General features: G+C 65.2%; 14 protein-coding genes and 1 tRNA gene. 7 read left to right on the forward strand and 8 right to left on the reverse strand.

All coding sequences use genetic code 11. From position 1 onward, the window contains the following. Positions 1–1,668 (reverse strand): arginine--tRNA ligase, encoded by a 1,668-nt coding sequence (gene argS, locus ACIA47_RS19305; RefSeq protein ID WP_396709545.1) that lies wholly within the window; start codon positions 1,666–1,668, stop codon positions 1–3. A gap of 97 nt (positions 1,669–1,765) precedes the next feature. On the opposite strand from argS, the gene ACIA47_RS19310 reads away from it, so the two are divergent. The 7 genes from ACIA47_RS19310 (at position 1,766) to ACIA47_RS19340 (ending at position 7,392) form a co-directional block, all read left to right on the forward strand. After that, positions 1,766–2,563, forward strand: coding sequence for a DUF3105 domain-containing protein (locus tag ACIA47_RS19310; protein ID WP_396709547.1), 798 nt, complete (start codon positions 1,766–1,768; stop codon positions 2,561–2,563). A gap of 8 nt (positions 2,564–2,571) precedes the next feature. Further along, positions 2,572–3,243 (forward strand): DUF305 domain-containing protein, encoded by a 672-nt coding sequence (locus tag ACIA47_RS19315; RefSeq protein ID WP_396709549.1) that lies wholly within the window; start codon positions 2,572–2,574, stop codon positions 3,241–3,243. A 208-nt stretch (positions 3,244–3,451) separates the two neighbouring features. Further along, the gene (locus ACIA47_RS19320) at positions 3,452–4,144 is read left to right on the forward strand and encodes a winged helix-turn-helix domain-containing protein (RefSeq protein WP_112583609.1); all 693 of its coding nucleotides are present in this window, start codon (positions 3,452–3,454) and stop codon (positions 4,142–4,144) included. 90 nt (positions 4,145–4,234) lie between these two features. Continuing rightward, a tRNA-Arg gene (locus ACIA47_RS19325) sits at positions 4,235–4,306 on the forward strand. A 959-nt stretch (positions 4,307–5,265) separates the two neighbouring features. Further along, positions 5,266–5,892 carry a class I SAM-dependent methyltransferase gene (locus tag ACIA47_RS19330; RefSeq protein WP_396709756.1) on the forward strand — a complete coding sequence of 209 codons (627 nt, stop codon included), beginning with the start codon at positions 5,266–5,268 and terminating at the stop codon, positions 5,890–5,892. Continuing rightward, a complete protein-coding gene (locus ACIA47_RS19335) occupies positions 5,882–6,799 on the forward strand; it encodes an NAD-dependent epimerase/dehydratase family protein (RefSeq protein ID WP_396709758.1) in 918 nt (305 codons plus the stop codon). Before ACIA47_RS19330 ends, ACIA47_RS19335 begins: the two co-directional genes overlap by 11 nt. Before the next feature lie 32 nt (positions 6,800–6,831). Continuing rightward, positions 6,832–7,392: a nucleoside-diphosphate kinase gene (locus ACIA47_RS19340; protein ID WP_203121457.1), complete on the forward strand. Its 561-nt coding sequence runs from the start codon at positions 6,832–6,834 to the stop codon at positions 7,390–7,392. Between the two features lie 668 nt (positions 7,393–8,060). Here ACIA47_RS19340 and ACIA47_RS19345 read toward each other — a convergent pair. The 7 genes from ACIA47_RS19345 to ACIA47_RS19375 form a co-directional block, all read right to left on the reverse strand. Then, a complete protein-coding gene (locus tag ACIA47_RS19345) occupies positions 8,061–9,356 on the reverse strand; it encodes a hypothetical protein (RefSeq protein WP_396709551.1) in 1,296 nt (431 codons plus the stop codon). A 14-nt stretch (positions 9,357–9,370) separates the two neighbouring features. Next, complete coding sequence (locus ACIA47_RS19350) at positions 9,371–9,751, reverse strand: hypothetical protein (RefSeq protein ID WP_203121453.1); 381 nt, start codon at positions 9,749–9,751, stop codon at positions 9,371–9,373. 15 nt (positions 9,752–9,766) lie between these two features. Continuing rightward, positions 9,767–10,384 (reverse strand): HD domain-containing protein, encoded by a 618-nt coding sequence (locus ACIA47_RS19355; RefSeq protein WP_203121451.1) that lies wholly within the window; start codon positions 10,382–10,384, stop codon positions 9,767–9,769. A 253-nt stretch (positions 10,385–10,637) separates the two neighbouring features. Beyond that, positions 10,638–10,910 (reverse strand): hypothetical protein, encoded by a 273-nt coding sequence (locus ACIA47_RS19360; protein WP_396709554.1) that lies wholly within the window; start codon positions 10,908–10,910, stop codon positions 10,638–10,640. Between the two features lie 397 nt (positions 10,911–11,307). After that, the gene (locus tag ACIA47_RS19365; RefSeq protein ID WP_396709556.1) at positions 11,308–13,689 is read right to left on the reverse strand and encodes an ATP-binding cassette domain-containing protein; all 2,382 of its coding nucleotides are present in this window, start codon (positions 13,687–13,689) and stop codon (positions 11,308–11,310) included. A 29-nt stretch (positions 13,690–13,718) separates the two neighbouring features. After that, a complete protein-coding gene (locus tag ACIA47_RS19370) occupies positions 13,719–14,129 on the reverse strand; it encodes a VOC family protein (protein ID WP_203121445.1) in 411 nt (136 codons plus the stop codon). Positions 14,130–14,134: 5 nt separating this feature from the next. Then, positions 14,135–14,584, reverse strand: a complete 450-nt coding sequence (locus ACIA47_RS19375) for a helix-turn-helix transcriptional regulator (RefSeq protein ID WP_203121443.1) — start codon at positions 14,582–14,584, stop codon at positions 14,135–14,137. Positions 14,585–14,622 lie beyond the last annotated feature (38 nt).

Consider the following 14,622-nt stretch of genomic DNA (forward strand, 5'->3'; position numbering starts at 1 on the left):
TCACATCCTCTCGGGTGCGGAGACGCCGAGCAGGTGCAGGCCGTTGGCGATCACCGTGCGGGTGGCGTTGTTGAGCCAGAGCCGGGCGCGGTGCAGGTCGGTGATCTCCTCGTCGCCCAGCGGCAGGACCCGGCAGTTGTCGTAGAACCGGTGGTAGGAGGCGGCGACGCTCTCCTCCAGGTAGCGGGCCACCCGGTGCGGTTCCCGCAGCTCGGCGGCCGTGGCCACCACCGCGGGGAACTGGGCGAGCGCCTTGAGCAGCTCGTTCTCCTTCTCGTGGTCGAGCAGCTCGGGGCGGAACGCGTCGGCGTCGCCCGGGACCAGCCCCACCTCGGCGGCGTTGCGGGCCACGCCTGCGGTCCGGGCCGCCACGTACTGCACGTAGTAGACCGGGTTGTCGCGGGTCGCCCGGGTCCACAGCTCGATGTCGATGTCGATCGGGGAGTCGCTGGAGTAGCGGGCCAACGCGTACCGGGAGGCGTCCACGCCGATCGCCTCGACCAGGTCCTCCAGGGTGATCACGGTGCCGGCCCGCTTGCTCATCCGCATCGGGGCGCCGTCGCGCAGCAGGTTGACCAGCTGCCCGATGAGGATCTCCAGGTTGCGCTCCGGGTCGTCGCCGAAGCAGGCGGACATCGCCTTCATCCGACCGATGTAGCCGTGGTGGTCGGCGCCCAGCATGATCACGACCCGCTCGAAGCCGCGCTCGCGCTTGTCCAGGTAGTAGGCGCAGTCCGCGGCGAAGTACGTCCACTCGCCGTTGGACTTGCGCAGCACCCGGTCCTTGTCGTCGCCGAAGTCGGTGGTGCGCAGCCAGGTGGCGCCCTCGGACTCGTAAAGGTGCCCCTGCTGGCGAAGCCGGGCCAGGGCGAGGTCCAGCTCACCCCGGTCGTGCAGGTCCTTCTCGTTGAAGTAGGTGTCGAACTCCACCCCGAAGTCGCGCAGCGAGGTGCGGATCTCGTCAAACATCAGCGCGACGCCCTCGACCCGGAAGACCTCCTGGGCGGCGTCGTCGTCGAGTGAGCGCACCTCCGGCCGGCGGGCCTGCACCTCGGTGGCGATCTCGGCGATGTACGCCCCGCCGTAGCCGTCCTCCGGCGCCGGCTCGCCCTTGGCGGCGGCGAGTAGCGACCGGGCGAACCGGTCGATCTGCGAACCGGCGTCGTTGAAGTAGTACTCCGTGCCGACGTCGGCGCCGGTGGCCCGCAGCAGCCGGCTCAGCGCATCGCCGACGGCCGCCCAGCGGACCCCGCCGATGTGCACCGGCCCGGTCGGGTTGGCCGAGACGAACTCCAGGTTGATCTTCTCGCCGGCGAGCCGGTCGCTGCGGCCGTACTCCGCGCCGGCCTCGACGATCACCCGCGCGAGCTGACCGGCCGCCGCGGCGTCGAGCCGGATGTTCAGGAAGCCCGGCCCGGCGATTTCCACCGATTTGACCCCCGGTGCCCGGCCCAGCTCGTCGGCCAGGGCGGTGGCCAGCTCCCGGGGCGGAACGCCCACCTTCTTGCTCAACTGCAGCGCGAGCGTCGAGGCGTAGTCGCCGTGCTCGGGGTTGCGCGGTCGCTCCACCACAGTGCTCGCCGGCAGCGCGGCGCGGTCGAGCCCACGCTGCTCGAAGACGGCGTGGGCGGCGGCAAGGACGACCGAGGCTAGTTCTGCAGGAGTCACCCAACCATGTTATCGGGGGTAGACTCGGGCACTCGGCGGCTCCCCTGCGCGTCATCCGGCCCGCCACTCCCCTGACCGACCGACTTGACGAGGCACGATGAGCATCAGCACCCCGGGTGGCCCTGAGCGCCGCCCGACCGTGGTCAGCACCGGCAAGAAGCCGGCCGCGGGCCGGCCGGCGTCCGGCGCCAAGGCCGGTTCCGGCAAGCCGACGGGCTCCCCCCGGGCCGGTGGCAAGGGCCCGCGCAAGCCGGTCACCCCGGTCAAGGTGAGCCAGGGCCGCGCGTGGGGGCCGATCGCGCTCTTCGTCGCGGTGGGCGTGCTCGCGGCCGGCATCATCGGGTACGGCGCCTGGGCGTCGTTCCAGGGCTCCAAGCCGTGGGACAAGCGGGCCAACGCCATCGACGGCATCACGAACATCCGCAAGTCCGACCCGGAGAGCCTGAAGTACGAGTCGCACAAGTCGGGCCCGCTGACCTGGAAGTACTCGCCTCCGGTGGGTGGGGTGCACAACGCCGCCTGGCAGAACTGCATGGGTGACGTGTACGACGCCCCGATCGCCAACGAGCACGCGGTGCACAGCCTGGAGCACGGCGCGGTGTGGATCACCTACCGCCCCGACCTGCCCAAGGACCAGGTCGACAAGCTCGCCGGCAAGGTGCGTGGCGTCGAGAAGACGATGATGAGCCCGTACGAGGGCCTGGACAAGCCGATCTCGCTGCAGGCCTGGGGCTACCAGCTCAAGGTCGACAACGCCGACGACTCGCGGATCGACGAGTTCATCAAGGACCTGCGGGTGAACGCCTCCGTCGAGGGCCCGACGGCGCTCTGCAACACCGGCATCACCGCCACCGGCACCACGCCGCGTGAGCTCCAGCAGCAGCCCACCCAGTAAGGACCGTAATGACCGCTCCGGCGACCACCGACAGCGAGTACGACGAGATCCCGGCCGACCCGGACGAGGGCGGCCGGGCCCCGGCGTCGCGCTACGGCGTGGTGGCGCTCGCCATCATGCTGGTGGTGGGGCTCCTCCTCGGGTACGCGGGCGGCCTGCTCACCCCGCGGCTGACCCGACCCGGTGACGCCTCGGTCGAGGCGGGCTTCGCCCGGGACATGACCACCCACCACGCGCAGGCGGTGGAGATGAGCCTGATCGCGTACCGGTCGGCGACCCTCCCCGAGGTGCGGCAGATCGCCGTCGACATCGCCACCGGGCAGCAGGGCGAGATCGGCGCGATGCAGACCTGGCTGCGCGAATGGGGCCTCAGCCCGACCGGGTCGAAGCCGCCGATGTCGTGGATGTCCGACGGGGCCACCGTCAAGGACGGCCTGATGCCGGGCATGGCCACGCCGCAACAGATGACCGCCCTGCGCAACGCACAGGGCATCGAGGTCGACAGGCAGTTCCTGACCCTGATGTATGACCACCACCTGGGCGGCATCCACATGATCGATGCGGCGCTCGGCGCGACTGACAACGCCGAGGTGCTGCGGGTGGCGAAAACCATGAAGGCCACCCAGCAGACCGAGTTGAACAACCTCCGGCAGCTCCAGGCGCAGGCAGCCAAGGGCTGACCGACCGGACGGGCGCACGCGGCCCGCGTTCCCGCCCTTGTGTTGCGGGGACGCGGGCCGCACCATGTCGAGGCCATGTACCCGCCCACCCCGAACGCCCGCTTTCGTCCCGTACGGGTGTTTTGCGTGGCACAGGCGATTACGTTGCTTAGAGAGTTTTCTCCCCACATATCGTGACCAGTTGCGATTCGGGCTCGTTGCCCAAGACGTGGGGGTTGCACTCAGAGACGCACGGCGCTCGGTCACCAGTTGGTGCCGACGCCACACCATCGGTGGTGACGGGGCGGTGGCAGCCGTCCGTCGCGGACAGCGGCAGGGCGAGCCGGGAATGCTCAGCCGCGAACAGGAACTCGAGTTGATCGACACGCTGCGGGGCGTCCACCCCGACGAGTTCGGCCTGGACGAGGAGTTGTGGACGCGGCAGAGCCTCACCACGCTCATCCAGCGGCGCTTCGAGCTGCCGCTGGACACTGGCGCGGTCGGGGCGTACCTGCGGGCCTGGGGGTTGGGTCCGCGGGAGCCGCGCGAGCGGGCCTGCGGGCTCTGCGTCAGCGCGGTCGAGCGTTGGGTCCGCAGCGAGTACCCGGGGATCACCCGGGCCGCCCAGGAGCACCTCGCGGAGGTCTACTGGATCGGCCGGGTCCGGCTGCGCGGCACGATGCCGGCCGCCGACGTGATCTCCGCCGTCTCGTCCCGCGGTCGGGTGCGCTTCATGATCACTACGCCGACGGTGGACCCGCCGCTCCCCCGCGACTTCGTGTTGCGGCTCAGTGGCGAGGAGCAGCGCACCGTCCACCTGATCGTGGACGGCTCCTGGCCGCGCAACGAGTGGCCGCGTCGGCTCCCTCGACGAATCGTCCTGCACCCGCTGCCCAGCTGCGGGCGGGTGGTAGCCGCCTGAGCACCGGGTGGGCCGGTCCGACACGATCGGCTCACCCGATACCGATTCGGCGTACGCAGGGGAGGTTTGCTAGTCTTCTCCAGTCGCTGAGCCCCCGTAGCTCAGGGGATAGAGCACCGCCCTCCGGAGGCGGGGGCGCAGGTTCGAATCCTGCCGGGGGCACACGTGCTAGGTCACACAAAGAAGGCCATTGACCAGGTAAGCCCGGTCAGTGGCCTTCTTAGTCTGTGTCCGGTGTGTCCGGTGTGTCCGGTGTGTCCGGCCGCCCGACGGCCGTTGGCGGACGCCCCGGAGACCCGATCTGTAGTCGGCCGCACCGTTGAGGCGGAACACCTAGCTCAAGGCCGCCTTCGCCGTGCTCGCCCGCCGCTACGCCGACGAGGCAGGATGAATGCGCTGTCCCCAACAACGAGACGCCGTTTCCCGAGAATCGGGGTATCCGGGCCGTCCGGACAGGCGACATCGCCGCAACCGAGTCGATCATCTGGAGGCGCGGGCCCTCATGAGGCGGCACGTGTGCCTCTTCGGAGCCTCGACAGGGTTGAACGCGGTCAGGAATGGGTCCGAAACTCCGCCGCGTCCGCTGCTTGAGCTGGCGGCCAGTAGCGGTCCTTCCGCTGTTGGTGCTCCTTGCCGGCGTGCGGCTGGCCGATGCCTCGTCCTCAAAGCGTCCACTTCAACCCGGAATGGTTCGCCGTTGACAATTCGAGCTCGACGACGTGTTCCCGCAGCGGTTGTTCAAGATCTTCCGTTTCGAGCTGGCCACAGTCGGAGCGGCCGGGCCTGCCGTCGGGCATTGAACGACAGATTCCGCGCAGCGCTTGACCGACACCTGCCCGCACCAAGACGTCCTCGAGCCGCCTCGGGGATGTACCTCCGGCAGAACCCCTGTCATACTTGCGCGCATCGACCCGCACGAGTGGTGTCGACAGCAGCCACCTGGTTACACAGCGCGGACGGGCGACGCTTGGGGGGTTTCTATCAGCGATTCAGACATTGGCCGTCTACGTTGGGCTGACCAGCACGAACCTTATGCCAATCTGACGGGCGACACAGGGCGAGACTCAGAATACCTCCGGCGAGTGGGCTTGATTCCCAACGTTGTGGACCTGGTAGGCCCGGTGAGCACGAAATGTGTCCTCGACGCCGGATGTGGGACCGGCTGGCTCTTCGATGAGCTAAGTCCGTCCGAGGCCTGGCAATGTGACCTCGCGCCACCGCCAAGTCGACGTGCAGGAATACGAAGTAGTCGCGAAGACATCACCAGCATGAGCTACCCTTCCGGCACGTTCGATGTCGTGGTCAGTAGCCTGGTCTTGATGTGGGTCAGCGAGCTGTCCGCCGCGCTCCGGGAGTTCCACAGAGTCGCGAAGCCTGGCGGCCGACTTGTCGTCGCACTTGTGCATCCTTACTTCGCCCACGCGGGCCATGTCGTCAGCGACGGTTTCGTAATCAACCGGGACCTGTCGCAAGAGCAGGAGTTGTCTGACTATTTCATCTCCGGAGTCGTAGGCCCGTTGACCTATTATCACCGCAGGCCCGAGACGTACTACAACGAAGCCCTTCTTGCGGGATGGCGACTAACCCATTTCTTGGACTGGTTCGTCGACATGGAGCACTACGAACGATTTGCCGCAGACAGGAGAACGGCGACCCGTCGCACGGGATGGGTGCCCACGTTCACGTTTTTCGTTGGGGAGAAGGACCTGAGCGATGTCGACACGTCCGGGAGTGGAGATGCCGGGTAAGAAGGTCCTGGTTACTGGCGCCAGCGGGTTCATCGGTCAATACGTGACTCGGGAGTTGCTGGCTATGGGCCGCACCGTTGTTGCGTTTGATCGCCTTCAGACATCACATGCGATGCCGCCAGGAGTCCATGCTTCTCTTGGTGACATACGTGATCCCGTTGCCGTGCACGAGGCAATGTCACAGGCAGAATCCTGGATTCATCTCGCCGGCGTGCTTGGAACACAGGAAACCATTGCGAACCCGAGGCCCGCAATCGAAACGAATATTGTGGGCGGCATCAACATCCTGGAAGCGGCGGCACATTATGGCCTTCCAGGCGTGAATATCGCCGTCGGCAACTGGTTCGAACAGAATCCCTACAGCATTTCGAAGAGCACCGTAGAGCGCTTCTGTGAGATGTACACCAAATTTCGTGGCGTGTCAGTGGCAGTGGTGCGTGGCTTCAACTCCTACGGCCCCGGCCAAGCGCTTTCGAGCCCATACGGTTCAAGCAAGGTCCGCAAGATCGTGCCCGCATTCGTCGCGAGAGCCATCAATGGCGAACCAATCGAGATATACGGCGACGGCCACCAGATCATGGATACGATCTACGTCGCAGATCTTGCTCGGATACTCGCGAGAGCACTGTTCAAGATTGAAGGCAGGCCGGCAGAAAATACCGTTTATGAAGCCGGCACCGGTCACCGCACGACCGTTCTCGATATCGCGAACGAGGTCATCCGCTGCGTCGGCAGGGGCTCTATCAACCATTTGCCGATGCGTCCGGGCGAGACACCGGGTGCCGTGGTCCTCGCCAATCCTGCCACGCTCGGAGAGTTAGGGGTAGACCCACGCGACCTGACCGGCTTACCGGCCGGCATCGAGCGGACCGTGGCATACTACCGGCAGGTTTTCCGTGATCAGTAGCAGGCGAACGCTTGCCGTGATAAGGAGCCGAGATGCGACAGTTCACTCTAGTCATCGTCAAGCCGGACGCGTACAGGCGAGGCTTGACAGGCGAAATCCTCAGTAGGTTCGAACGGGCAGGACTGCGCATCGAGGCAATTCGCGCGTCGTCGAACGAACGCGACATGATCGAGAATCATTACCCGCAGGACGAGGAATGGTTACGATCCGTCGGAGGCAAGACCCTTGCCGACCACGAGCAACTCGGCAAGTCCACACTGGAAAAACTCGGCACCGAAAATGCGCTGGAGATCGGCCGAATCGTGCGCTTACGGTTGGTGCAGTTTCTGAGCGGCGGAACCCTGATTCCGGTCATCCTTAGCGGGAATCGTGCGATTGAAAACGTCCGCAGAATTGTCGGGAACACCCTTCCCGTAATGGCGGCACCGGGCACCATTCGCGGCGACCTGAGCGTGGACTCGACCGACAGCGCCAATGATGAATCACGGCCTGTGGCGAACCTCGTACACGCCTCCGGTGATCCTGATGAGGCAGCGCGCGAAATTGCACTATGGTTTCCAGACTTCAAGCAGGGACCCTCAGCGGCATCATAGCGAACCAGCTAGGACGCCAGCAATGGATCTCAGGCAGAGGCCGCTCACGCACACCTCGAATGGGTTGAGCCGGTCATCGACCACTAGCGCATCTCGCGTCACTATCGCCCGATGAGCGAGTTCTACCGGTGCCCAAATGAGTGGTGAATACGATTCCGTCTCACCAGGCACCTGGTCGCTCCCTCCTTTAACTACTACCTCATAGGTGAGCATCGAGGTTCGGTTGGTTCTTTGGGTGCCCAAAGGATCCGCAACATCGTCGCACGACTTGATGATTAGCCTTGCCTCTGCGTAGAACCGCCCAGTCGTGAGTGCAGCGGCGAGTCCAAGTTTTCGCGCAAAGAGGTTCTCCAATGCATAGGCAGCCTCCGAATTCAAGTATCCACCACGCCCAACCTGGACTGGTTCCCGCGGACTGACGGGATGAACCCCCCGTCCACCCGCGTCGGTTGCCTCATCGAGTATGCCGAACAATCTGGATGGAACCCCTATCGTGGGCGTGCTCAACGCTCCCGGGAACCTCCGAACAAGAGGCGTCGCTTTGCGCACGCCGAGAAGGATCTCTTGCTTGCGAGGGTTTCGGAAGATTGCGGCAGAAATAACTGTGTGATGTTCGGGCGCAATGTCATCGAGCATCAGCAGCACCCCTCTATGGGCTGAGCCACAAATTATTGGGTGGAGAAGACATGGTCTACAAGCCAGTCCTGCTTCCGCGTGAGAAGCCGATTGAGCCGAGGCCTGATCGGCGTGCTGTACAGGTCAGCTATAGGTACCAGGGTAAGTTCTGGGTTCCAGGCTTGGACTTCCTTCAACTCGTCAACACCGGTAGATCGCAGTAGATCCAGGCGGAAGACGTAAAAACCGAGGTGTGTCGCCTCGTCCTCTCGGTCCAGAACGCAGGTGCCTTTCAGGCTTAATCGGTCACTCACGACATCCAGGCCGCACGTGACGAACAGTTCACGCTGTGCGGCCTTTCTGAAACTCTCCTCAGGAATGAGGAATGGCTCGGGTTGATTCGCCGCCATCCAAAGGTCGTCCAGCGCCTTCTCGTGGTCTCCATCGATCGAACCGCGGGAGTACTGAGACATGTCCTCTATGAGAATACGCTCGCTGACCAACGATAGTTTGCGAAAGTCGTCACGGGAATTCTTGAGATTCCTGGGCTTCAGGAGAACGCAGGGCCCTGATGCTGTATTGGCGCAAATTGCGACAACCGCGACCGGCTCGACATCGTCGACAGCGAGGCGGCCATAAGCGGCCACGCGACGGATCGCCGGCACGAAGGGTCCGCCGATCCTGCGGTTCTCCGTCGAGCTGCAGCGGATCTGCCGCTGCGTCAGTGGCGTCGCCTGGCTCAGCAGCAGTCGGATATAGGTCTTTAAATCATTGATCTGGGTGGTTGACATCCGGGATGCGACGACCGTGGATATCGCCGTGGCTGGCCTCACCTGGCCAGACGTGAGAATCGGCAACTGGCTCAGAATCGCGGCCCGCTCGACGCCATCCCTGACGGAATAGACGACACAGTCAAGGAACATGTCGTCGAACTGGAAGATCTCCAACCGCCTGGACCGGTTTGGATCAGTTGTCCTGGGTTCGAGCCAATTCCGCAAACCCGCAACGCCGGTTATCCAGCGTTGCACAAGGGTGCCCAGGACGCCGGGTTGGCGATAGAGTGTGACCCGGTCTCGGGCTGGAGTGACGTAGCGTACGTGAGACGGAAGTGAACCACGGCCCTCCGCGGTCTCCCGCAGCGCGTGCAACTCCACCAAACGGTCGACGCAGTGCGGCGGGAGAACACCGATGATATCGACACGGTCGGCGTCGAGTATTTCGACCAGAACCGCCTCTACATCGGTGGAACTAGTACTCTGAATCGGCAATGCCGGTGACTGGGACTGCGTTGGAGTAGGTTGATAGCGGCCGAGTGCTCGCTGCGCCGCTCTGACCTCAGCAGGGATCATCTGCCTGTCCATAGCTAGGCCTTGCCTTGACGCCAGACGCGACCAACGTGAGTCATCGCGTTGAACCACGCGTCATGCAGACGCTCCGCGGATCCGTCCGATCCTGAGACGGCAACCAATTCCAGCGCCGATTCCCTGGCTTTTGAGTCCTGGACGCGCATTGCCAGCAGGTACAACCGCCGTCGAGCGGCACTGTCATTGGAGCACAATAGGTCGGTGAGCGGCTGGGGTGATTCGAAAATTTCGAGAATTTGCCGAGCGATATCCCGTTGTGCTGTTTGATCTCGCTCGCGTCGTCCGATCCCGCCGGTGACAACGGGCGCAAGCAGGCCCAAGAGCGCGCCGAGTATCGTTCCGAGAAGGGTGAGGGCCTGCTGGACCCACGGTTCACTCATGCGCTGCCGCCCTTCTTAGCCGTCCGCGAGATGACCTTCCGCGACAGCCTGGCTGATCATCCGCCGGTTCAAGTCAGCGAGTGGACCAAGCGATGCGGCGACGCGCTCCAGCCGTGTCGTCACCTTCGAGGCCGACACCGAATGCTGACGCCACGAAGAGTTCTCCGAGTTGACAAAGTTCAGCAGAATCGGAAGAAATGCGTCGACACCCTTGACGAACTTCGCTTCGGGGGTGATTTGGCTCTCATATTCCTCCCAGAGGTCTGCGAGGAGGTTGGCGCCCTGTCCGGGGAACTTGGAGCGGATCTCCGCAACGGCGGACTGTTCTCGCGACTGCTGGCCCGCCACGTCGTCGCCGAATGCGAATGTGTCTCCCACGAAGGCCTCGACGACATCGTGAACGGTCGCCAACAGAACAGCGCGGGCAATGTCCACGTCGGCCGGGCAGTACTGTGCCAATACGATGACGCCAATTCCGATATGCCACGAATGCTCCGCGACCTTTTCCTTTCGCGAGGCACATCCTAATGGATTCTGCCGTTCAAGCTCCTTGAGGCTTTCGAGGCGACGGAGCAACGATACTTCCATAGGAAGGGAATCCAGGAGCTGTTCTCGTGAATCGGTTGACGCCACCGGGCAGTCTCCTTGCGGTGTGGACCGGCTTGTGGTTGGTTGACGTACGCGGGACCAGTATGTCGTCGCCGTAACCCACTTAGCAATCCGCCTCACGGCTGACCGAGACACGGGCGATCATGCATGGATGTTCACATGTGTCAGTTGATCAAGCCTGAGCGGCCTGGAGCGCTGAGGGATGAGCAGCGGAAGATTGCGAGGGGGAAGCTTGATCGACGACGGTGCTGCCAGTATTGGGCTTTCGATCGAGAAGTTAATTGAACAATTCGAGCATGAGCGGTTCTACCAGGACAATCGGGCCGCTGCCGAATGTGCCTACGCCCTCGCCGTCCGGCTGCGTGAGGCAGGCCGGTTGGGCGATGCGCGCAGGTATGCCCGCGCGTGCCTCCGACTTGCAGAGGAACTGCCGTCGACTGCCGTCGATGACGTCGCATCGACGCGGCAGGCCGTCGGCGGCGTACCTCTGCCGGACTACTTCCATGATGGGGTGGTGCGTGTTCGGCTTGCCGACCTTCTGGCTGGGCATGAGCCCTCACCGCATGCGGACCATCCACCAACCGGCCGTTGCGTCCCTAAACCCAGGACGCCTGTGCGACCAGCCGACGAGAACCCGCAGCACTCTGCCGCTAAATCGAGCTGACCGTGCGACTTCAAGGCGATAGCGTTCCACAGGACATCAGACCGAGACGCCGCTCGTGGCTGAGAGACAGCGGGCGACAGCCCGCCAGTGAGGCTTCCTACCGCTTCACTTCGAGTGCCGCCTCAGCGGTGGCGGCACGTACGTCACCTGGTCCGTGCCCGGGGTACGTCAACCCCGCACGGCCGGCCTCGGTCTGACCGGCCGCCACCTGCGGAGTCCTCGCCACCACGACGGCTCGGCGCGCCCGACAAGCGGTGACGTGAACGCCGACGTACGCGGCCGGTCAGATGCCGACGTACGCCGCCAGGTGCTCGCCGGTGAGGGTGGAACGGGCGGCGACGAGATCCGCGGGTGTGCCCTCGAAGACGATCCGGCCACCGTCGTGGCCGGCGCCGGGACCGATATCGATGATCCAGTCGGCGTGCGCCATGACCGCCTGGTGATGCTCGATGACGATCACTGACTTGCCGGCGTCGACCAGGCGGTCGAGCAGGCCGAGTAGTTGCTCCACGTCGGCCAGGTGCAGGCCGGTGGTCGGCTCGTCGAGGACGTAGACGCCGCCCTTCTCAGCCATGTGGGTGGCCAGCTTGAGCCGTTGCCGCTCCCCGCCGGAGAGTGTCGTGAGCGGCTGCCCCAGGCTCAGGTAGCCGAGCCCGACATCGGCGAGCCGGTCGAGGATGGCGTGCGCTGCCGGCGTACGCGCCTCTCCGGCGCCGAAGAACTTCTCGGCCTCCGTCACCGACATCGCGAGCACCTCGCTGATGTCGCGACCCCCGAAGCGGTATTCCAGCACCGATGCCTGGAACCGCTTGCCCTCGCAGTCCTCGCAGGGGGCGGCGACGCCCGCCATCATCCCCAGGTCGGTGTAGATGACGCCAGCGCCGTTGCAGCTGGGGCAGGCACCCTCGGAGTTGGCGCTGAACAGCGCCGGCTTCACCCCGTTGGCCTTCGCGAACGCCTTGCGGATCGGGTCGAGCAACCCGGTGTACGTGGCCGGGTTGCTGCGCCGTGAACCGCGGATCGCGCCCTGGTCGATCGAGACCACGCCCGCGCCGGCCGGAATCGAGGAGTGCACGAGCGAACTCTTGCCGGAGCCGGCGACGCCGGTCACGACGACGAGCACCCCGAGGGGTACGTCGACGTTCACGTCCTGGAGGTTGTTGGCCGTGGCGCCCCGGATCTCCAGCTTGCCGGTGGGCGTCCGCACCGTCTCCTTGAGGACCGCCCGGTCGTCGAGGTGGCGGCCGGTGATGGTGCCGCTGGCCCGCAGACCTTCCACGGTGCCCTCGTAGCAGACGGTCCCGCCCTCCGTGCCGGCGCCGGGCCCGAGGTCGACGACGTGGTCAGCGATGGCGATGGCCTCCGGCTTGTGCTCCACGACCAGCACGGTGTTGCCCTTGTCGCGCAGCTGGAGCAGCAGCTCGTTCATCCGTTGGATGTCGTGCGGGTGCAGCCCGATCGTCGGCTCGTCGAAGACGTAGGTGACGTCGGTGAGCGAGGAGCCGAGGTGGCGGATCATCTTGGTGCGCTGTGCCTCACCGCCGGAGAGGGTGCCCGATGGTCGATCGAGCGACAAATAGCCCAGCCCGATCTCCTCGAACGAGTCGAGGAGGTGTTGCAGGCCGGCCAGCAACGGGGCCACCGACGGCTCTTCGATCCCGCGCACCCAGGCGGCCAGGTCGCTGATCTGCATCGCGCACGCGTCGGCGATGTTCCTGCCCTTGATCTTCGACGACCGGGCCTCCTCGCTGAGCCGGGTGCCGGCACACTCGGGGCAGGTCGTGAAGGTCACCGCGCGCTCCACGAAGGCGCGGATGTGCGGCTGCAACGCGTCGATGTCCTTGGCCAGGAAGGACTTCTGGATCGACGGGATCAGGCCCGCGTACGTCAGGTTGATCCCGTCGATTTTGATCTTGGTGGGCTCCCGGTGGAGCAGGTCGTGCAGCTCCCGCTTGTTGAACTTGGCGATCGGCTTGTCCGGGTCGAAGTAGCCGCAGCCCCGGAAGATCCGGCCGTACCAGCCCTCCATGCTGTAACCCGGGATGGTGATCGCGCCCTCGTTGAGCGAGAGGTTGTCGTCGTAGAGCGCCGACAGGTCGATGTCGGTCACCGCACCCATGCCCTCGCACCGCGGGCACATGCCGCCGAGACGGTTGAAGGTCGCCTTCTCGGTCTTCGTCTTGCCGGCGCCGCGATCGACGGTGATCGCCCCGGTCGCCTTCACCGAGGGGACATTGAAGGAGTACGCGTTGGGCGAGCCGATGTGCGGCTGCCCGAGCCGACTGAACAGGATGCGCAGCATCGCGTTGGCGTCGGTGGCGGTGCCGACGGTGGAGCGGGAGTTGGCACCCATCCGCTCCTGGTCCACGATGATCGCCGTGGTCAGGCCATCCAGCAGGTCGACCTCCGGCCGCGCCAACGTCGGCATGAAGCCCTGCACGAAGGCGCTGTAGGTCTCGTTGATCATTCGCTGCGACTCGGCCGCGATGGTGCCGAACACCAGCGAACTCTTGCCGGAGCCGGAGACACCGGTGAACACCGTCAGCCGCCGCTTCGGGATCTCGACGCTGACGTCCTTGAGGTTGTTCACCCGCGCGCCCTGCACCCGGATCAGGTCGTGGCTGTCGGCGACGTGCGGTGCGGACGGCTGGATGGCCGTGCTCATCGTGACTCCATCTGTCGGGCGCGCAGGGCTCAGCGCACTTCCTGGATGCGGACCATGTTGCCCGCCGGGTCCCGGAAGGCACAGTCGCGCACGCCGTACGGCTGCTCGGTCGGCTCCTGGACGACCTCGGCGTTGCTGGCCTCCAGCTTGGCGAAGGTGGCCTCGAGGTCGGTGGTGGCGAGGTTGACGCCGAAGTAGCTGCCCTTGACCATCAGCTCAAGGATCGTCTGCCGCTCGTCGTCGGTGATGCCGGGGTTGGCGGCCGGCGGGTGCAGGACGATGGCCGTGCTGGGCTGGCCGGGCGGCCCGACCGTGATCCACCGCATCCCCTCGTACCCGACGTCGAGGCGGACCTCGAAGCCGAGGATGTCGCGGTAGAAGGCCAGCGAGGCCTCCGGATCGGTGTGCGGAAGAAAACTCGAGTGAATGGTGATGTCCATGCTGGTCACGCTAGTTGCGGCTCGGTGACCCGCGCTTCTCGATTCCTGACCGGTCTGGTCACCTGCTTCGCCACGCACGACGGCATGCCCGCCGCCGCCTGCGCCGCCTGCCGCCGGTAGACGCTGGGCGGCACGCCGACCAACTCGGTGAAGCGGGTGCTGAAGGTGCCCAACGACGAACAACCGACCGCGAAACAGACGTCGGTGACGCTCAGGTCGCCACGGCGCAACAGGGCCATCGCCCGCTCGATCCGTCGGGTCATCAGGTAGCTGTACGGAGATTCGCCATAGGCGAGGCGGAACTCGCGGCTGAGGTGCCCGGCCGACATGTGCGCGCCACGGGCGAGCGCCTCGACGTCCAACGGAGACGCGTACTCCCGGTCGATCCGGTCGCGGACCCGGCGCAGTCGCGCCAGGTCGGCCAGTCGCTGGGTCGCGTCGGCTTTGCTGCTCACCTGCGAAATCGTGCCACAACCCACCGACAATCGGCCGC

It is taken from the genome of Micromonospora sp. NPDC051227, from assembly GCF_044455385.1.
Lineage (GTDB): Bacteria > Actinomycetota > Actinomycetes > Mycobacteriales > Micromonosporaceae > Micromonospora.